Genomic DNA, 19,304 nt, shown 5'->3' with positions numbered 1-19,304 from the left:
CCTTTGCGCCGAATGGAGATCCCGATGAGCACCTTTGCCCTTCCTTATAGCCTGCATGTCCTGGCCGCCCTGGTATGGGTCGGCGGGATGTTCTTCGCCTGGCTGATCTTGCGGCCTGCGGCGGTTGCAGCCCTTCAAGGACCTGACCGCCTGCGCCTCTGGGTAGAAGTGTTTCAGCGTTTTTTCGTCTGGGTCTGGGTAGCGATCGCGGTCCTGGCGATCAGCGGCATAGGCATGCTGCACCTGCGTTTTGCCGGCTTCGACGCAGCGCCACGCTATGTGCAAGTGATGATGGGGGGTGCCATTGCGATGATCGCGCTGTTCATTCGTGTCCAGTCGTTGCTGCTGCCGGAGTTGCGAAAAGCGGTGCACGCGCAAGACTGGCCAACGGGCGCGGTGGTGCTGGGCAAAATTCGCCGCTTGGTAGGTATCAACCTGCTGCTTGGCGTTGCAGTAGTACTGGTGGCGAGTACACGTCTGCTGATGTGACGCAGGACCGGTGGGAGCGGCGGTGCGACGATTCTACTTGCCGCGCCAACAAGACTAACTTACGCATGGCTAGTCTCCTGACGGGGCGCCGGAATCGACAGGACATGAAAGATACCGACCAGCAGAATTTGCAAGCGGTCAAACCAGCGATGGCTGCGCCCACGCAGGCAGCCATTGAAAAACAGTACTTCCAGCAGGTGCAGCCCGAACAACGCAGCGCCGGCCATACCGATCAATCGATTGAAGGGGAACTCCTGGGGAATCAGCAGATTCACCAGCACCACCCACCAGAACACTACCGTCAGGACTTTGCCCAGCCCCAGTAAGCCCTTCATTCGCGTCTCCTGCTGGTATTTTTTTAGGCGATGCCCATCACCTGGCATCGCCTGCAACAGTAACGGCTGGCACAGCCACGCACCAGCGGCAGGATCAATTGAGGTGCAGTTCTACCCTGCGGTTCTGCGCGCGCCCGGCGTCAGTCTCATTGTCAGCAATCGGCTCGCTTTCACCGCGGCCCTGACTGGTCACTTTCGAGGGTGCCAGACCCTGGCTGATCAGGTACTCGGCGACGCTGCTGGCACGCCGTTCGGAAAGCGACTGGTTATAGGCATCAGAGCCTTGGCTGTCGGTATGACCGATCACCTTGAGGCTGACTACACCGGGTGCATTGAGCTTACTCATCAGCGATTGCAACTGGCTGTGGGCGTTGCTGCTCAGTTCGGCGGAGTCGTAGGCGAACATCACCGAGCCCTGGTCATTGAGGGTTATGACTTCAGGTTCGACCGCTGCCTTTTCGGTCACTGGAAACTGCGGGAGTGGACAACCGGTGTCGCTGACCGGCGTGTTGGCGGGGGTGTCTGGACAGCGATCGCGACGATCGAACACGCCATCTTCGTCCTTGTCCCCATCCTGGGCATAACAGATCAGGCCGCCGGCAATGGCCCCGGCAGCACCGGCACCGGCCGCCCAGGCAGAACTTTCGATAGCCCCCAGTCCACCACCCAGCAAACCACCCAGCAGGCTACAGATTGGCCAGGTCCTTTGGTTGAGTGGTGCGCTGCCATCGCTGTGGGTGGCGCAACCGCTGAGCAGGCTTGCAGTCACCAGCACCGGCACTGCGGCCTTGGAGAAAACACTCATGGGAATTGCTCCTGTGTCACCGGCGTCTACCGGTCACACAGGAGTAAAGACTGGCCTGCGGCACTTCTCAAGCCGCAGGCCAGTTGCGCTTCAGCGCTGGATACGAATCTCCACACGGCGGTTCATTGCCCGACCGTCAGCGGTCGCATTGTCGGCTTCCGGCTGCGACTCACCTGCGCCCTGCACCGAGACGAAACTGGCTTGCGGCACTCCGCTGCTGACCAGATAGTCGGTGACCGACTGGGCACGTTGCTCCGAGAGTTGCTGGTTATAGTCATCGCGACCGACGCTATCGGTGTGGCCAGTGACACTCAGTCTGGCAGTCGGCGCCTCGTTTTTCAGGCGGGTCGCGATGGTGTCCAGGCGTTCCTTGTCAGCTGGCGTCAACCGGGCAGAGTCGAACTCGAAGCGAACATCGCGGATGACGATGACCTCTTCCTTGACCACGACTGCTTCTTCGACCACAGGCGCTGGCGGGCAGCCATTGGCATCGACCTGTACGCCACGCGGAGTACCCGGACACTTGTCGCGGCTGTCCAGCACGCCGTCACCATCTTCATCGCCATCGCCGTGGGCCCAGCAGTAGCCAGCCGCCATACCGGCGCCAAGCAATGCACCCCAGCCAGCCCAGCTCGAACTTTCTATGGCGCCCAATGCTGCGCCGCCTACACCCCCGACGGCAGCACATGTCGGCCAGTCAGTTTTTTGCAAACCTGCGCAACCAGTTAAGACGCTGGTTAGCAGAACCAAAGGTAATGCTGTGCGTACTATGCTCATTTTGTTGCGTCTCCTAGGGGGAATCGGTTTAAAACCGATGCTATGGGAGTAAAGACCGCGCAAACCGACTTCGCCAGCAATAAGCCATGATGCGGCGGTCAGCCACTATGCTTGACGGCCCGAGATCGTTAGTCTTGACGCATCTGACCGAGGATTCCCGATGCTTGACGGACTTTCCCAACGAACCCCACAGCAAGCCCTGGCGGCGCTGCTTGAACGCCATTCACCGCAACGTCTGCTGCTGGTCGGCACATGTTTTCCAGCCCTGCAAGCCTTTGCCCAGGCGCATCCGCAGGTCGAAATTGCCCAGGCCCAACCGGGTCCTTTGCCAGAGCATCTGGCCGCTCAGCGCTTCGACCTGGCCTTGCTGGTCGACTGCCTGGAACATCTGCCCAAACGCCAAGGCCTGGAATTGCTCGGTGGCATCCGCAATCTCAATGCCAGCCGCGTGGCGGTGCTGGCCGACCTGAGTGCCTGCGGTTGGCAAGACACCGATTTCTTTGCCCTGGCCCTGCAAGCCAACGAAAAGTTTCAGCGTGATGACCAGGTACTGAGCCTGTTCACTTATGATCTACGTGAATACAAACAGGTCCCGGACTGGCTCAATGCCAAGTTCTGGGCCAACCCGCAAAATTTTGGCAAGTACTGGTGGTGAAACAATGAGTGTCTCGGTTTGTCCCTGCGGCAGCGGTAATCTGCTCGACGCCTGTTGCGGACACTATCATGCCGGGCATCCGGCCCCCGATGCGCAGACGCTGATGCGTTCGCGCTACAGTGCCTACGTGCTGGGGCTGATCGATTACCTGGTGAACACCACCCTGCCCGTGCAGCAGGACGGCCTTGACCGCGCCGCGATTGCCGCCTGGAGCGCGCAAAGCACCTGGCTGGGCCTTGAAGTGGAAAGCGCCGAAGTATTCGGCGGCAAGCCTGAACATGCCTTCGTCACCTTCACTGCCCGCTGGCACGATAATGACGGCGAACATAGCCATCGCGAGCGTTCGGCCTTTGTGCAGAATGACGGGCGCTGGTATTTCATCGATCCGACAGTCGCCCTGAAAGCCGGACGCAACGACGCCTGCCCTTGCGCCAGCGGGCAGAAATTCAAGAAGTGCTGCGCCAGTTACCTGGGGAGCTAACGCCAATGACCCGTCTGTTGCTGTTCAGCTTTCTGATATTGCAACTGACTGGGTGTGCCAGTTGGCTGGACAGTGACTACCGTGATCCCGAGGTTCACCTGGTCAAGGTCGAAGCGGTCAATGTGCGCTTGCTGGAACAAGAATTCCTCCTTCATATACGCGTCGACAACCCTAATGACGGACGCCTGTTCATCCGCTACCTGGCTTACTCCGTGCGCCTGAACGACCTGTTACTGGCCGAGGGTGAGGAAAGCCTGTGGCGCAGTGTCGGCGGACATGCCCGGCGAACCTTCAAGATCCCTGTGCGCACCAACCTCTGGCAACAGCTCAAACCCTTGGCCAAAATGCTCCGAAACACTGATCAGCCCTTGCGTTACCGCCTCGATGGCGAGCTCAACAGCGGATTAATCTTCGCCCGCGACCTGCACTTATCACGCAGTGGTGAGATAATTCCCGGCGATCTTTTACCGGAGTAACCCGCAATGAACCAACAACCCCATGTCCATGGCCCTGACTGCAACCACGATCATGATCATCACGACCATGACCACGGCCATGTTCACGGTCCGCACTGCAGCCACGGCCACCAGGAACCGGTACGCAACGCCCTGAAGGACGTCGGCCGTAACGACCCGTGCCCATGCGGCAGCAACAAGAAATTCAAGAAGTGCCACGGGGCCTGATAGTGGCCTTTGAACAGCCTGAAAAATAAAGGCTGTGCCCCGCTTGCATGGCGTGGTCGGGCTCACTAACGTAGCGCCTTTTAGACGCCACGCCCTGCAGGAGCCCGACCATGGCCGCGCCAGCCTTCCCCCCTTTCCTCCCCCGGTTCGGCGTAGCCGCAGCGATGTTCGGCGTGCTTGCCCTGGGCGGCTGCCAGATGGGCGGCTATCGCGACAGCGTGCCACCGGCCAGTGGCGTACAACCCCTTAAAGGCCTGGCCCAGAACGTATCAGTGCGACGCAATGCCCTGGGCATGCCGTTGATCGAAAGCAGCAACTTCCACGACGCCCTGTTCGCACTGGGCTATGTGCATGCTGGTGACCGCATTGGGCAAATGGTCGGCATGCGCTTGTTGGCCCAGGGTCGCCTGGCCGAGATTGCCGGCCCTGATGTGCTGGAAGTCGACCGGTTGATGCGTGGCGCCCACCTGAAACAGACCGCCAACCAGCTCTACGCCGATGCCTCGCCACGACTCAAACGCTTCTTTGAAGTCTATGCCCGTGGCGTCAACGCCTACCTGTTCCGTTACCGCGACCGACTCCCGGCGCCGTTGGCGCAAAGCGGCTACCGCCCGGAATACTGGAAGCCTGAAGACTCGGCACTGATCTTCTGTCTGTACAACTTCAGCCAGTCAGTCAACCTGCAGGAAGAGCTCGCCGCCTTGACCTTGGCGCAGAAAGTCGGCAGCGACAAACTGCCGTGGTTGTTGCCCAGCTACCCTGACGAACCCTTGCCGATGGCCGAAGCCGACAAGCTCAAAGGCCTGAGCCTGGGCAATGCGTTGACCGGGCTGGCGCCGCTGAGCGCCGCCAGCGAGCAGTTGGCTGCCCTCAACCTGCTGGGCACGGCCGGCTCCAGCAACTGGGCGATTGCCCCGCAACGCAGCCGTAGTGGCAAGAGCCTGCTGGCCAGCGACACCCTGGGGGCCTGGGCAATGACGCCGGTGCAGATCCGTGCGCCTAAGTACCAGGCCGCTGGCGTAACCATTGCTGGCTTGCCACTGCTGCTCTCCGGGCACAACGGCAAGCTGGCCTGGAGTACCAGCGCGGTCATGGCCGATAACCAGGACCTATACCTGGAGCGCCTCAAGCGCGAAGGCAGCCGCTTGATGTATCAGGCCGATGGTAAATGGCTGCCAGCCCTGGCGCGCAACGAAACCTTCTTCATCAAGGGCCAGCGCCCACGGCGCGAAACCCTGTACGACACCCGTCATGGCACGCTGCTCGGCCAGGCGCAGAACGCCAGCCTGGGTCTGGCCCTGCAACTGCCACAGCTCAAGGGCGACCAGAGCCTGGATGCATTTTTCAACCTGTCACGGGCGCAGAGCGTCGAGCGTGCCTTCGATAACACCCGCGAGATCGGTGCCGCAGCGCTGAACTTCGTCTTCGCCGACGCCAGCAACATCGGCTGGCAGGTCAGCGGGCGCTTCCCCAACCGTCGCGAAGGCCAGGGGCTGCTGCCCTCGCCGGGCTGGGACGGGCGCTATGACTGGGATGGCTATGCCGACCCGATGCTCCACCCTTACGATCAGGATCCGCTCCAGGGCTGGCTTGGCAATGCCAACCAGCGCAGCGTGCCCAAAGGTTACGGCATGCAATTGTCCAACAGCTGGTACTACCCCGAGCGCGCCGAACGCCTGGGGCAACTGGCCGCTAACGGCAAGCATGACAGCCGCAGCCTGATCACCATGCAAAACGACCAGACCACCCTGTTCGCTGCCAAGCTCAAGCAGATGTTTGAAGCGCCCGGCATGGCGCAGCCGCTGAAACAGGCGATCGATGCCCTGCCCGGCGATCAGCGCAGCAAGGCCCGTGAAGCCTATACCCGCCTGATGGCCTTCGACGGTCGCCTGAGCACCACCTCGGCCGACGCCGCGCTGTATGAACTGTTCCTGCAAGAAAGCGCGAAACAGACGTTCCTCGATGAGCTCGGCCCGGAGTCTTCGGCAACCTGGCAGGCCTTCGTCGGTAATGCGCGGTTGTCCTACTCGGCTCAGGCCGACCATTTGCTCGGCCGTGAAGACAGCCCGTTCTGGAATGACCAGCGCACCCCGCAGCAAGAAGACAAACCAGCGATCCTCGCCCGCAGCCTGGCCGCAGCGATCACTGCCGGTGAAACACAACTGGGCAATGACCGTCGCGCCTGGCAATGGGGCAAGCTGCACCAGTACCGCTGGCCGACACCGACCTTCCATGGTCTGGGAGACGCCGTGAATCGTGGCTCACAGGCCATTGGTGGTGACCACAGCACCCTGAACCTTGCACCGTACGCCTGGGGCAAAGATTTCAACGCCCAGCTGGCGCCGTCGCTGCGTATGGTGGTGGATTTCGGCCAGGTCGAACCGCTGCAACTGCAGAGCAGCAGCGGCCAGTCAGGTAACCCGGCCAGCCCACACTTTGCCAATGGTCTGGATGCCTGGTTCAAGGGCCGTTACATGAGTTTGCCGCTGCAACCGCAAAACTTCGACCGCGCCTATGGCAGCAAGCGCCTGACGCTGGTGCCGGGCAAGTAATCCCCTCGCGCCTCGCAGCCGGTGCAATGCCGGCTGCGCTGATCCATATCAACTGTACCCGCCAGCAAATCCTCTACAACAACACTGGGACGAGCCTCGTTCCCAGTGCTGCCTGATGAATCATAAAAACGATTGCACACCTGCGCCCCAGGGACCACCCAGGCCGGGTGACTAAAGGAATATGCAATGGCTTCCGTACTCTCACGCCTGGCCCTGTGCGCCACGACGCTGCTGTTGATACCCGCCCTTCACGCCAGTGAGCCAGACACGGCAGCGGCTGAACCCGCCGACAAGGCACTGCTCGAACGTGGCCGATACGTTGCCCTGCTCGGTGACTGCATCGCTTGTCACACCGCCCCGCAAGGCCCGCTCATGGCCGGTGGGCTTGAGCTGAAAACGCCTATGGGCACAATTTATTCAAGCAACATCACCCCGGACCCTGACACCGGTATCGGGCGTTACAGCTTCGAGCAGTTCGACAAGGCCATGCGCGAAGGGGTGAGTGCCGACGGCACCCATCTGTATCCCGCGATGCCCTACCCGTCCTACGCCAAGATCAGCGAAGAGGACATGCAGGCGCTGTACGCTTACCTGATGCAAGAAGTGGAGCCGATCAGCCAGTCCAATAAGGCCGCCGACATGAGCTGGCCATTCAACATGCGCTGGGGGCTGGCGTTGTGGAACTGGGCATTTGTCGACAATCAACCGTTCGAAGCCGACCCGGACCGCGATCCGCTGATCAATCGCGGCGCCTACCTGGTGCAGAGTCTGGGCCATTGTGGTGCCTGCCATACCCCGCGCGGCATCGCCTTTCAGGAAAAGGCCATGGATGACGCCGACAGCAGCGGCAAGCACTTCCTCGCAGGGGAAACCGTCGAGCACTGGCGCGCCCTGAGTCTGCGCAATCTGTGGACGGTGCCAGACACTGTGCAACTGCTCAAAACCGGGCAAAACCGCTTCGCCACGGTCTCCGGAAACATGGCTGAGGTGATTCACCACAGCACCCAGCACTTCAGCGATGCCGATTTGACAGCCATTGCCAGCTACCTCAAATCCCTGCCCCCGGGCGATAACGACCTGCCCATGCCTGCCGTTGCACTGATTCCAACCACGCCGCCGGCCGATCTGTTCAGCAGCCGTGGTGGCCTGGGTTACACCCAGTTCTGCAGCGATTGCCACCGCCCCGATGGCGCGGGTGTGCCAGGCATGTTCCCGCCACTGGCCGGCAACCCGAGCATTGCTTCCAACGACCCGACGTCCCTGCTGCACATCACCCTGACTGGCTGGAAGACCGCACAGACCAGCACCCATTCGCGGGTCTACACCATGCCCGGTTTCGCCCGCTTATCGGATCAGGAAATCGCCGATATCCTCAGTTTCGTACGCAGCCGCTGGGGCAACGACAGCTCGCTTATCACCTCAGAGCAGGTGAAAAAGCTACGCGCCCAACTCAACCCGCAAACCACCGATTCGACTGCCTTTGAGACCCCGCGCCTGGCCGACCTGCTCGCCGCCGCCAACGCCGACCAGGTCATCCGCGGCATGCGCCTGCATCTGCAGACCAAGGAACTGCTGCCGGACAATGTCGGCAATGCGCTGAACTGCACCAGTTGTCACCTCAACGCCGGCACCGTGGCCGATGGTTCGCCCTTTGTTGGCGTGTCGGCGTTTTTCCCCGGGTACGCGCCGCGCGCTGGCAAGGTCATTACCCTGGAAGAGCGCATCAACGGCTGTTTCCGTCGCTCCATGAACGGCAAACCGATTCCGCCACAATCAGCCGACATGCAGGCCATGGTCGCCTACTTCGAGTGGATGAAGAACAACACCCAGCCCGGCGACAAAGTGGCCGGGCGCGGTGTTGGCAAGATTGATCCTGCGATCAAGCCCAACCTGAACAATGGCCAGCAGGTCTACATCAAACAGTGCGCGGTGTGTCACGGCGCCGATGGCGAAGGTCTGGAGCGCGCGGATGGCAGCCTGGTGTTTCCGCCACTGTGGGGCGAGCAGTCGTTCAATATCGGCGCCGGCATGGCACGCACCTACACGGCTGCCGCATTCGTCAAACGCAACATGCCAATCGGCTTTCATGAGCACTTTCCACTGGGCCAGGGCGGCTTGAGTGACCAGGAAGCAGTGGATGTCGCCGCCTGGTTTTCCCAGCAACCACGACCGGACTTCCCAGACAAGGTCAAGGACTGGCCCAACGGCGGCAAACCGCTGGATGCACGCTACTGACTTCGCAGGACAAGCCCACTCCTGCGAAGTCACTAGCGCCTCGAACATTGCCCTGCGCTGGCTGGAGCGGCGCTATAACATCGGCACCCGGGGTGCGAGAGCAATCGCTGCTCGACAGTTTTTTTCGGGGCGCGATGAACTGCACGCTCCTGGCCTTCTCCCTGAACACCTGTGCCAATACCACGGAGATCTTCGCAGGAGCGATCCGCAGCATGAACCATGGCGAGGTGGAGACAACCAAGACCTATGGCCTGCGCGGTTGGAAACTTTATGCTTATATCATCATGCCGTCGGCGCTTCGCCGCTCGTTGCCCTACTACAGCAACGAAGTGATCCTGATGCTGCACTCCACCACCGTTGCCTTTACCGCAACCATGCCGGATGTGCTCAAGGTCGCCCGCGACGCCAACTCGGCCACGTTTCTGACCTTCCAGTCGTTCGGTATCGCCGCACTGATCTACCTGTGCATGACCTTCGTACTGGTTGGCCTGTTGCGCCTCGCCGAACGGCGCTGGCTGGCTTTTCTAAGACCGACTCACTAGGACGGATATGCATCACTCGACCCACGACATTCTGGCACCGGTTCCAGGGATCGCCCGCCAGATTCACAGCTTCCATTTCGGCCCGCGGGGTGCTGGCAAGATCTACATCCAGGCCTCGCTGCACGCCGACGAATTGCCCGGCATGCTGGTGGCCTGGCACCTCAAACAACGCTTGGGCGACCTCGAAGCCCGGGGTTTGCTGCGCCGCGAGATCGTACTGGTGCCGATCGCCAACCCGGTCGGTCTGGAACAGGTGCTGATGGACATGCCGCTGGGCCGCTTTGAGCTGCAGAGTGGCGAGAATTTCAATCGTAACTTCGTCGACCTGAGCGACAAGATCGGCGATCAGATCGAAGCGCACTTGAGCCAGGATCCGGCGCACAACGTTGCCCTGATCCGCGAATGCCTGCGCCGTGCCCTGGATGCCCACCCGGCACATACACCGCTGCAGTCGCAACGCCTGACCCTGCAGCGACTGGCCTGCGATGCCGAGATGGTGCTGGACCTGCATTGCGACTTCGAGGCCGTCGCCCACCTGTACACCACCCCCGAAGCCTGGCCGCAGGTCGAGCCGTTGTCGCGCTACCTGGGTGCCCAGGCCAGCCTGCTGGCCACCGATTCGGGCGGGCAATCCTTCGACGAGTGCTTCACCCTGGTCTGGTGGCAGCTGCAGCAGCGTTTCGGCAAACAGTTCCCGATCCCGCAAGGCAGTTTCTCGGTCACCGTCGAGTTGCGCGGTCAGGGCGATGTCAGCCACCCGCTGGCAGAACAGGATTGCGCGGCGATTCTCGATTATCTGACGCAATACGGCGCCATCGAAGGCCAAGCGAGCGCCCTTCCACCACTGTCGTATCCGGCAACCCCGCTGGCAGGTGTCGAGCCTGTAACCACGCCGTTGGGCGGCCTGCTGGTATTCCACGTCAAGCCGGGCCAGTACCTGGAGGCTGGCCAGTTGATCGCCGAGGTCATCGACCCGCTCAACGACCGGGTGACTGCGGTGCACAACGTCCAGCCCGGCCTTATGTATGCCCGTTCGCTACGGCGCATGGCCACGGCGGGCATGGTCATTGCTCATGTGGCCGGCCACCAGCCCTACCGCAGCGGCTACCTGTTAGCGCCTTGAATAATCGTGATCCAGGGCCTGGTGGAAGAGCAGGAGCCACCCGCCGAGGTACTCGGAAATCCGAAAAGCGATCGCCTGCGTCAGTTTTTGAGCGGTAACCTGAAGTACACCTCAGGCGACGGGCGCGGGTGGTGGTTCGTCAGGCAACGTTGGCTCACCCGGTTCCATCGGATGGTTTTCGTCGGGTGACGGCTGGTCGGGGGTGTCCGGGTCGGGCTGACCGGGTACACCGCCTGCCTGGGCAATATGCGGATGCGGATGGGCCAGCAGTGACCAGGCCATCACTCCGACGTGATTAGGCTGTAAAACAGCCAGTTTGGCACTGATGGCCGGATCGAGTTTCATGAGCGGCTCCTCGGCGAAGTCCGCCAGGCCTGTTGCCTGGCGAAACAGTTCATCTCATTAGAGTCTGCCAGCCGCCGGGAATTCCCGCGCCTTTTCGGATCAGGTGCGTGGCAGGGTGACGCCGCGCTGGCCCTGGTATTTACCACCACGGTCCTTGTACGACACTTCGCACTCTTCATCGGACTCCAGAAAGAGCATCTGCGCCACGCCTTCATTGGCGTAGATTTTCGCCGGCAAGGTGGTGGTGTTGGAGAACTCCAGGGTCACGTGGCCTTCCCACTCAGGTTCCAGCGGGGTGACGTTGACGATGATGCCGCAACGGGCGTAGGTGCTTTTACCCAGGCAGATGGTCAGCACGTTACGCGGAATCCGGAAGTACTCCACGGTGCGGGCCAGGGCGAAAGAGTTCGGCGGGATGATGCAAACGTCGCTCTTGACGTCGACAAAGCTGCCGGCGTCGAAGTTTTTCGGATCGACGGTCGCCGAGTTGATGTTGGTAAACACCTTGAACTCGTCGGCGCAGCGTACGTCGTAGCCGTAGCTGGAGACACCGAAGGAGATCAGCCGGTTGTCGCTCTCACCGCGCACCTGGCGTTCGACGAACGGCTCGATCATGCCGTGTTCCTGCGCCATGCGGCGAATCCACTTGTCCGATTTGATGCTCATGGCGGGTGTCCTGAAGTAACGAGGTGAAGAAATTCTGTGGCGCATCTTACCGGGCCCGGCGCCCGGTTCAAAGTTTCATCCAACGCCAAGCGTCGAATCCCCGTGCCCCGGGGCCTTCAGGGAGGCATGCAGCACCGTCAGTCATGATTTGTGCGAAAGCTGAACAAGACCATTGGCACGTTCTGGAAAAAGGGTTATGGTGACGCCACTGTGCTGCACGTGTCACTGAGAATATCTACCTGATGCAAGATTTCGATCAACCCATCTTCATGAATTTTCTGCCTCTTTGCACTCAGTCTCGGCCAGGGCGTTTCCTGAGTCGTAGTTAACTTTGTCCAAGGAGACAGACCATGTCCAATCGCCAAACCGGTACCGTTAAGTGGTTCAACGATGAAAAAGGCTTCGGCTTCATCACCCCACAATCCGGTGACGACCTGTTCGTACACTTCAAAGCCATCAAGGCTGACGGCTTCAAGAGCCTGAAAGAAGGCCAAGCGGTCTCTTTCATCGCTACCCGCGGTCAGAAAGGCATGCAGGCTGAAGAAGTAGAAGTTATCTAACTTCCGCTTTACAGCTTGAAAAAGCCCCGCCCTTAACAGGCGGGGCTTTTTTTTGCCCTGATTTTGAGCTTATCGCAGGGCAAGCCCGCTCCCGCAATCCTCTGTGGGAGCGGGCTTGCCCCGCGATAATTGCAGCTTAATCTTCGCTGATGGTGATGTTAGGCATTGCAGGCGCCACCGCCTCCTGCAACACGATCCTCGCTCCCACCTGACGAGCCAGCTCCTGATAGATCATGGCAATCTGGCTCTCCGGCTCGGCAATCGTCGTCGGCTTACCACTGTCGGCCTGCTCGCGAATCAGCATCGACAGCGGCAGTGAGGCCAGCAGTTCCACGCCATACTGACTGGCCAGTTTCTCACCGCCACCTTCGCCAAACAGATGTTCGGCATGGCCACAGTTAGAGCAGATATGCACGGCCATGTTCTCGACCACGCCCAATACCGGGATATTGACCTTGCGGAACATCTCCACGCCTTTCTTGGCGTCGATCAGCGCCAGGTCCTGCGGGGTGGTGACGATCACTGAACCTGCCACCGGCACTTTCTGCGCCAGGGTCAGTTGAATGTCACCGGTGCCTGGCGGCATGTCGATGACCAGATAATCCAGGTTGTCCCAGGCTGTCTGGGTGACCAATTGCAGCAACGCCCCGGAAACCATCGGCCCACGCCAGACCATCGGCGTGTTGTCATCGGTCAGAAAGGCCATCGACATGACTTCGACACCGTGAGCCTTGAGCGGCACGAACCACTTCTGCTCGCGGACCTGCGGACGGGTGCGTTCTGGAATACCAAACATCACGCCTTGGCTTGGGCCATAGATGTCGGCATCGAGAATCCCCACCCGCGCGCCTTCACGGGCCAGGGCCAGGGCCAGGTTGGCAGCGGTCGTGGACTTGCCCACGCCGCCTTTACCCGAGGCCACGGCAATGATGTTCTTGACGTTGGCCAGGCCCGGGATCTGCGCCTGAGACTTGTGCGCGGTGATCACACAGTTGATTTCAACCTGTGCCGAGGCGACACCCTCGATACCTTCAATAGCCGTTTGCAGGACCTGGGCCCAGCCATTTTTGAACAGACCGGCGGCATACCCCAGTTGCAGCCGGACGCTGACCCGCTCGCCCTGGATATCGATGGCCTGGACGCAGCCGGCGCTGACCGGATCCTGGTTCAGATAAGGGTCGGTGTACTGGCGAAGAACGGCTTCGACGGCTGCGCGAGTGACGGCACTCATGGAGACTCCCGTTAAAAAGACTGAGTAAAACAGACCACTATGCTAACCCGCGAAACATCCACAGACGTCCATGGGGTGAAATAAATTTCCCGGCGTTTTATAGTGGCCGATCACCGTTTCATCTCAAGTAGCCGAAAAAAGTAGCCGAGCCCCCATGTCCGAGCCACGTCAGATTCTCGTCACCAGCGCCCTGCCCTATGCCAATGGTTCCATTCACCTTGGCCATATGCTCGAGTACATCCAGACAGACATGTGGGTGCGCTACCAGAAACATCGCGGCAACCAATGTGTGTATGTCTGCGCCGACGACGCCCACGGTTCGGCCATCATGCTGCGCGCCGAAAAGGAAGGCATCACCCCCGAGCAACTGATTGCCGCCGTTCAGGCTGAGCACAGTGGAGACTTCGCCGACTTCCTGGTGGATTTCGACAACTTCCACTCGACCCACGCCGAAGAAAACCGCGAGCTGTCGAGCCAGATCTACCTCAAGCTGCGTGAGGCCGGGCATATTGCCACCCGCTCGATCACCCAGTATTTCGACCCGGACAAGAAAATGTTCCTGGCCGACCGTTTCATCAAAGGCACCTGCCCCAAGTGCGCCGCTGAAGACCAGTATGGCGACAACTGTGAAAAGTGCGGCGCCACCTATGCCCCGACCGAGCTGAAGAACCCCAAGTCGGCGATTTCCGGCGCCACGCCGGTGCTCAAGGACTCCCAGCACTTCTTCTTCAAGCTCCCCGATTTCCAGGCCATGCTCCAGCAGTGGACCCGTAGCGGCACCCTGCAGGACGCCGTGGCCAACAAGATCGCCGAGTGGCTGGATGCCGGTCTGCAGGAATGGGACATCTCCCGTGACGCACCGTATTTCGGTTTCGAAATCCCGGACGAGCCCGGCAAATATTTCTATGTCTGGCTGGACGCACCGATCGGCTACATGGCCAGCTTCAAGAACCTCTGCGCCCGTCGTCCCGAGCTTGACTTCGACGCGTTCTGGAACAAGGACTCCAAGGCCGAGCTGTACCATTTCATCGGCAAGGACATCGTCAACTTCCACGCCCTGTTCTGGCCTGCCATGCTCGAAGGCGCCGGCTACCGCAAACCTACCGGCATCAACGTGCACGGTTATCTGACCGTCAACGGCTCAAAGATGTCCAAGTCGCGCGGTACCTTCATCAAGGCCCGTACCTACCTGGACCATCTGGCACCGGAATACCTGCGTTACTACTACGCCTCCAAGCTCAGCCGCGGCGTCGATGACCTCGACCTGAACCTGGAAGACTTCGTGCAGAAGGTCAACTCCGACCTGGTCGGCAAGGTTGTCAACATTGCCAGCCGTTGCGCCGGTTTCATTCAAAAGGGCAATGACGGCGTAATGGTGTCCGGCGATGCCGCGCCAGAGCTGACCGAAGCCTTCCTGGCCGCTGCGCCGAGCATCGCCGAGGCCTATGAAGCGCGCGACTTCGCCCGTGCCATGCGTGAAATCATGGCCCTGGCCGACCGCGCCAACGCCTGGATCGCCGACAAGGCACCCTGGTCCCTGGCCAAACAGGAAGGCAAGCAGGACGAAGTCCAGGCCATCTGTGCCCAGGGCATCAACCTGTTCCGCCAGCTGGTGATCTTCCTCAAGCCGGTACTGCCTTTGCTGGCTGCCGATGCCGAGGCGTTCCTCAACGTCGCGCCGCTGACCTGGGACGATCATCAGACCCGCCTGAGCAACCACCAGCTGAACCCGTTCAAGGCACTGATGAGCCGTATCGACCCGGCCAAGGTCGAAGCCATGACGGCCGCCAGCAAGGAAGACCTGGCGGCCAGTCAGACTTCCGTTGTTACCGGCAATGGCGAACTGAGCAAAGACCCGCTGTCGGCCGAGATTGACTTCGACACCTTTGCTGCCGTCGACCTGCGTGTAGCCCTGATTCTCAAGGCCGAAGCCGTGGAAGGCGCCGACAAGCTGCTGCGCCTGACCCTGGACATCGGTGACGAGCAGCGCAATGTGTTCTCCGGCATCAAGTCGGCGTACCCGGATCCGGCCAAGCTCGAAGGCCGCCTGACCATGATGATCGCCAACCTCAAGCCGCGCAAAATGCGCTTCGGCATCTCCGAAGGCATGGTCATGGCAGCAGGCCCCGGCGGTGAAGAAATCTACCTGCTCAGCCCTGACAGCGGCGCCAAGCCCGGTCAGCGCATCAAGTAAGGCCCAGCGCCCCGGACGATTGCGTCCGGGGCGTTCTCATCCTCGCGTCATTGCCGGATAATGGCGAACAGCCCTGGCAATGTGCACCCCCATGAGCGAATTCATCCTGGCCCTGATCAGCGCCGCGCTGGTCAACAACCTGGTCCTGCATCAAGGGCTGGCCATCGACCCGGCCTTGCAACCTTCTGCTGGCCACGACCGCCGTCGACTGCACGCCCTGGGGCTGGCAACGCTGGCGTTACTGGTGCTGGCCGCCACGTTGGGACAGCTGCTTGATCATTACCTCCTGCAACCCTTGCAGCTTGACTATCTACGCCTGTTCGTCCTGTTACCCCTGTGCGTGTTGCTGATCGAACCGCTGCTCGGGTTGTTGTCTCGAGCCTTGCCAAGCCTGCCCTTCAACGGGCTGCTGCCGTTGCTGCTGGGTAACGTGGCACTGCTAGGCTTGAGCCTGCAGGTCATTGAAGGCGCCTACGGCGCACTGCAGACCCTGGCCTGGAGCCTGGGCGGTGGCCTGGGGTTCTGGCTGGCTTTGGGTCTGTTCGCCGACCTGCGTCAACGCAGTGACAACGAAGCGATGCCCGAGAGCTTTCGCGGCCTGCCTGCTGAGTTGATCGGCGCGGGAGTGATGGCCTTGGCGTTTCTCGGCTTCAACGGATTATTTACATCATGAGTCTAATTCAACGCATCGACGCCCTGCTGCCGCAAACCCAATGCGGCAAATGCGGTCACCCTGGCTGCAAGCCCTATGCAGAGGGCTTGGCCAAGGGCGAAGCGATCAATAAATGCCCGCCAGGCGGCAACGAAACCATCGCCGCCCTGGCCAATCTGCTGCAGGTGCCGATCATAGCCCTGGACCCTGAGCGTGGTAGCGCGCCGCCCCAGGTCGCCTTTATCCGCGAAGCCGAATGCATTGGCTGCACCAAATGCATCCAGGCCTGCCCGGTGGATGCCATTGTCGGTGCAGCCAAATTGATGCACACCGTGATCAGTGCTGAATGCACGGGCTGCGACCTGTGCGTGGCACCCTGCCCGGTAGATTGCATCGACCTGCTGCCCCTGAGCGCAACCAGCAACATCATCCCGATTGTCGGCGGAATGGCCCAGGACGCCGAGGCCCTAGCGGCCCGCAGCGCCAAACGCAATCATGCCCGCCGTCGCTTTGAATTGCGTAACAGCCGCCTGCAGCGCGAAGAAGCGCGTAAGCAAGCCGAACGTGCGGCCCGCAGCCAACGTCCCACCACCAGCAACATCCCGGAGCAAGCCGTAACCAGCGATGACCCGATCAAAGCGGCCATCGAGCGGGTCAAGGCACAGAAAGCCGCCGCGGCCGATGCCGCCCTGAAAAAAGCCAAGATTACCGCCGCCATGAGCCGGGCACAGCTGAACAAAGCCAGAAGCGCCTTCGGTGAGACACCCAATGCTACTCAGCTGGCGCAGTTGGCCGAGCTGGAGCAAGAGGCCGAACAGGCCCAGGCGCAACTACTGGCGTTGCAAGCGGCCACCGCCCATGCCGGCCGTTGACAGCAGCGAACGCCTGCGCAGCGCCATGCTATTGGTGCTGCTGGCATGCCTGCCTGGGGTGCTGACGCTGCTCTGGCAGCATGGCTGGGGAATGCTGTTCAATCTGTTGTTGTGCGCAAGCTCAGCCCTGGCGAGCGAAGCGCTGCTGCTCAAATTACAGCAACGCCCGGTTCTGCCGTCACTCTTTGATGGCAGCGCCCTGGTCAGCGCAACCCTGCTTGCTGCTGCCTTGCCTGCCTACGCCCCCTGGTGGGTACCAGTTATCGCCACGGTCAGCGCCATCACCCTTGGCAAACAACTGTATGGCGGCGTCGGCAAGAACCCGTTCAACCCGGCCATGCTCGGTTATGCCGTGGTCTTGCTGGCCTTCCCGCTGCACATGACCCAGTGGCCCGGCGCGCAATTGCTGGATCTGGGGAGCAGCCTGCAGCATGTGTTTGCTTTCAGTACCGACGAGCAACCCGATGCCTGGGCCCAAGCCACTCTTCTCGATGGCCTGCGCAACAACCGCAGCCTGACCCTCGACGAATTGTTCAGCACGCATCCAGGATTTGGTCATTTCGGCGGAGCAGGCAGCGAAACGGTTAACCTGGCCTTCCTGCTTGGCGGCTTGCTGCTGCTGCAACGCAAGGTCTTCAGCTGGCATGCCCCTGTCGGCTTGCTGGCAAGTCTGTTGGTGATCAGCCTGTTATTCTGGAGTGGATCCGGCTCGGACTCCAATGGCTCACCACTGCTGCATTTGTTCAGCGGTTCGACCATGCTGGCCGCATTCTTTATTGCGACAGAACCGGTTTCCGGCCCCAGGTCACCAGAGGCACGCTTGCTGTTTGGCATAGGCATGGGCTTATTGATTTACCTGATCCGCACATGGGGCAGCTACCCCGATGGCACCGCTTTCGCGGTACTGCTGATGAACCTCTTTGTACCGGCGCTGGAGCGCTGTGCCGAACGTCGTCAAGCGGTGCCATCATGAACCGCTCGTCGATACGCAGCGCCATACTGCTGTTGCTCATAGCCTTGTTGAGTTTGGGCAGCAGCATGATCTGGCAGCACTTCAGTGCCCGGGATATCGCCCTGGCTGAGCAGAAACTCAAGGCGCAGACATGGCTTAGTGTCCTGCCAGAAAAGACCTATGACAACCAGCCATTGCAGACACCCCTGGCGTTAAGCACCCCCAGCCTCGCCCACAGCCGGCTGCTGGCAGGCTATCGTGCCACCCTTGCCGGTCGCCCCAGCGCGGTGGTGCTGCACAGTCAGGTCCAGGGTTATGCAGGCCAGATCGAGCTGCTGATCGCCATCGACACGCAAGGCCGTCTGATCGCCAGCAAGGTTCTACGCCAACAGGAAACGCCTGGGCTGGGGGCCAAGCTGGTAGAGCCGGGTAACCCATGGCTACAAAGCTTCATCGGTACCAGTCGGCAAACCACAGCTGATGCTGCATGGGCTCTCAAGCGTGACAGCGGTCAGTTTGATCAACTGGCAGGCGCCACGGTGACTTCACGCGCAGTGATCCATGCTGTGCATGACGCCCTGCGCTACTTCGACGAACATCGCCAGCGCTTACTTGAGGCAGGCAGCAATGAATAGGCAATGGCTGGCCGCCGTGAGCCTGGCCCCCTTGCTGGGTATCACCCAGACGCTGCTCAACGCTTGTGCCATCGCCGGCTTCAGCGTGTTACTGATTGCCCTGCATCACTTGGCAATGGGCCCATTACACCGCTGGCTCACGGCCCGCGGCAGAATGCTCGCCAGCGTGCTGCTGGCTGCGGCGCTGGTCACCTGCCTGGAGTTGAGTCTGCGCGCCTGGGCCCTACCCCTGCATCAGGCGCTGAGCCCCTACCCGGCATTGATCGCCGTGCAATGCCTGATGTTCGAATACGCTCAGGGCGAGAACCGTCGCTGGCGCGACATCGCCCGGTTGCTAAGCGCATTCGCCGCCCTGTGTATCGCCTTGGGGCTTTGCCGCGAGTTGTTGACGGTATGGGCGGGACTGCGCCTGGCGGCCCTGCTGCCCGGGGCATTTTTTCTGTTGGGCCTGTTGCTGGCCCTGTACAACAGGGTTTGCCTGCGGCGAGCCCCCTCACGTCGTCAAGGAAAGCGTTGACCC

General features: G+C 60.9%; 20 protein-coding genes and 2 pseudogenes. 16 read left to right on the top strand and 6 right to left on the bottom strand.

Going from position 1 to position 19,304, the window contains the following annotated elements:
* The first annotated feature begins 24 nt into the window (after positions 1-24).
* Positions 25-489: a CopD family protein gene (locus C6382_RS11725; RefSeq protein ID WP_107024641.1), complete on the top strand. Its 465-nt coding sequence runs from the start codon at positions 25-27 to the stop codon at positions 487-489.
* Positions 490-548: 59 nt separating this feature from the next.
* Here C6382_RS11725 and C6382_RS11720 read toward each other — a convergent pair whose 3' ends face one another.
* From C6382_RS11720 to C6382_RS11710, 3 genes are all read right to left on the bottom strand, one after another.
* Positions 549-824: a DUF1145 domain-containing protein gene (locus C6382_RS11720; protein ID WP_107024640.1), complete on the bottom strand. Its 276-nt coding sequence runs from the start codon at positions 822-824 to the stop codon at positions 549-551.
* Positions 825-918: 94 nt separating this feature from the next.
* On the bottom strand, positions 919-1,629 hold the full coding sequence (locus C6382_RS11715) for an OmpA family protein (RefSeq protein WP_107024639.1): 711 nt from the start codon (positions 1,627-1,629) through the stop codon (positions 919-921).
* A gap of 90 nt (positions 1,630-1,719) precedes the next feature.
* Complete coding sequence (locus tag C6382_RS11710) at positions 1,720-2,406, bottom strand: OmpA family protein (RefSeq protein WP_107024638.1); 687 nt, start codon at positions 2,404-2,406, stop codon at positions 1,720-1,722.
* A 160-nt stretch (positions 2,407-2,566) separates the two neighbouring features.
* Between C6382_RS11710 and C6382_RS11705 the strand changes: the two genes are divergently transcribed.
* The 8 genes and pseudogenes from C6382_RS11705 (at position 2,567) to C6382_RS11670 (ending at position 10,677) form a co-directional block, all read left to right on the top strand.
* Positions 2,567-3,061, top strand: coding sequence for a DUF6231 family protein (locus C6382_RS11705; protein ID WP_107024637.1), 495 nt, complete (start codon positions 2,567-2,569; stop codon positions 3,059-3,061).
* A gap of 4 nt (positions 3,062-3,065) precedes the next feature.
* A complete protein-coding gene (locus C6382_RS11700; protein ID WP_107024636.1) occupies positions 3,066-3,542 on the top strand; it encodes a YchJ family protein in 477 nt (158 codons plus the stop codon).
* Positions 3,543-3,547: 5 nt separating this feature from the next.
* The gene (locus tag C6382_RS11695) at positions 3,548-4,018 is read left to right on the top strand and encodes an LEA type 2 family protein (protein WP_107024635.1); all 471 of its coding nucleotides are present in this window, start codon (positions 3,548-3,550) and stop codon (positions 4,016-4,018) included.
* A 6-nt stretch (positions 4,019-4,024) separates the two neighbouring features.
* A complete protein-coding gene (locus C6382_RS11690; RefSeq protein WP_107024634.1) occupies positions 4,025-4,225 on the top strand; it encodes an SEC-C metal-binding domain-containing protein in 201 nt (66 codons plus the stop codon).
* Positions 4,226-4,335: 110 nt separating this feature from the next.
* Entirely contained in the window at positions 4,336-6,777 is a 2,442-nt protein-coding gene (locus tag C6382_RS11685) for a penicillin acylase family protein (protein WP_107024633.1), read from the top strand.
* Between the two features lie 186 nt (positions 6,778-6,963).
* Positions 6,964-9,012, top strand: coding sequence for a c-type cytochrome (locus C6382_RS11680; protein ID WP_107024632.1), 2,049 nt, complete (start codon positions 6,964-6,966; stop codon positions 9,010-9,012).
* 74 nt (positions 9,013-9,086) lie between these two features.
* Positions 9,087-9,554, top strand: a pseudogene (locus C6382_RS11675) (ABC transporter permease subunit); the annotation flags it as partial.
* A gap of 7 nt (positions 9,555-9,561) precedes the next feature.
* Positions 9,562-10,677 (top strand): succinylglutamate desuccinylase/aspartoacylase family protein, encoded by a 1,116-nt coding sequence (locus C6382_RS11670; RefSeq protein ID WP_107024631.1) that lies wholly within the window; start codon positions 9,562-9,564, stop codon positions 10,675-10,677.
* 111 nt (positions 10,678-10,788) lie between these two features.
* On the opposite strand, the gene C6382_RS11660 is transcribed toward C6382_RS11670, so the two are convergent.
* A complete protein-coding gene (locus C6382_RS11660) occupies positions 10,789-11,022 on the bottom strand; it encodes a hypothetical protein (RefSeq protein WP_107024630.1) in 234 nt (77 codons plus the stop codon).
* A 99-nt stretch (positions 11,023-11,121) separates the two neighbouring features.
* A complete protein-coding gene (gene dcd, locus C6382_RS11655; RefSeq protein WP_028943496.1) occupies positions 11,122-11,688 on the bottom strand; it encodes a dCTP deaminase in 567 nt (188 codons plus the stop codon).
* 350 nt (positions 11,689-12,038) lie between these two features.
* Between dcd and C6382_RS11650 the strand changes: the two genes are divergently transcribed.
* Positions 12,039-12,248 carry a cold-shock protein gene (locus C6382_RS11650; protein WP_010221054.1) on the top strand — a complete coding sequence of 70 codons (210 nt, stop codon included), beginning with the start codon at positions 12,039-12,041 and terminating at the stop codon, positions 12,246-12,248.
* A 136-nt stretch (positions 12,249-12,384) separates the two neighbouring features.
* Here C6382_RS11650 and apbC read toward each other — a convergent pair whose 3' ends face one another.
* On the bottom strand, positions 12,385-13,479 hold the full coding sequence (apbC, locus tag C6382_RS11645) for an iron-sulfur cluster carrier protein ApbC (RefSeq protein ID WP_107024629.1): 1,095 nt from the start codon (positions 13,477-13,479) through the stop codon (positions 12,385-12,387).
* Between the two features lie 154 nt (positions 13,480-13,633).
* Here apbC and metG point away from each other — a divergent pair, with 154 nt between their 5' ends.
* The 6 genes and pseudogenes from metG (at position 13,634) to C6382_RS11615 (ending at position 19,301) form a co-directional block, all read left to right on the top strand.
* On the top strand, positions 13,634-15,673 hold the full coding sequence (gene metG / locus C6382_RS11640) for a methionine--tRNA ligase (RefSeq protein ID WP_107024628.1): 2,040 nt from the start codon (positions 13,634-13,636) through the stop codon (positions 15,671-15,673).
* Positions 15,674-15,764: 91 nt separating this feature from the next.
* A complete protein-coding gene (locus C6382_RS11635; protein WP_107024627.1) occupies positions 15,765-16,346 on the top strand; it encodes an Rnf-Nqr domain containing protein in 582 nt (193 codons plus the stop codon).
* A pseudogene (gene rsxB / locus C6382_RS11630) lies at positions 16,343-17,188 on the top strand (electron transport complex subunit RsxB); the annotation flags it as partial. The gene C6382_RS11635 and the pseudogene rsxB, both read left to right, overlap by 4 nt.
* Complete coding sequence (locus tag C6382_RS11625; protein WP_107024625.1) at positions 17,184-18,170, top strand: RnfABCDGE type electron transport complex subunit D; 987 nt, start codon at positions 17,184-17,186, stop codon at positions 18,168-18,170. The pseudogene rsxB and the gene C6382_RS11625, both read left to right, overlap by 5 nt.
* Complete coding sequence (locus C6382_RS11620; protein ID WP_107024624.1) at positions 18,167-18,784, top strand: RnfABCDGE type electron transport complex subunit G; 618 nt, start codon at positions 18,167-18,169, stop codon at positions 18,782-18,784. The genes C6382_RS11625 and C6382_RS11620 overlap by 4 nt, the downstream gene beginning before the upstream one ends.
* Positions 18,777-19,301 carry an Rnf-Nqr domain containing protein gene (locus C6382_RS11615; protein ID WP_107024623.1) on the top strand — a complete coding sequence of 175 codons (525 nt, stop codon included), beginning with the start codon at positions 18,777-18,779 and terminating at the stop codon, positions 19,299-19,301. Before C6382_RS11620 ends, C6382_RS11615 begins: the two co-directional genes overlap by 8 nt.
* Positions 19,302-19,304 lie beyond the last annotated feature (3 nt).

The sequence above is a fragment of the Pseudomonas sp. BBP2017 genome, from assembly GCF_003024385.1.
Taxonomy (GTDB): domain Bacteria; phylum Pseudomonadota; class Gammaproteobacteria; order Pseudomonadales; family Pseudomonadaceae; genus Aquipseudomonas.
This window is presented reverse-complemented; position numbering and strand designations above follow the sequence as displayed.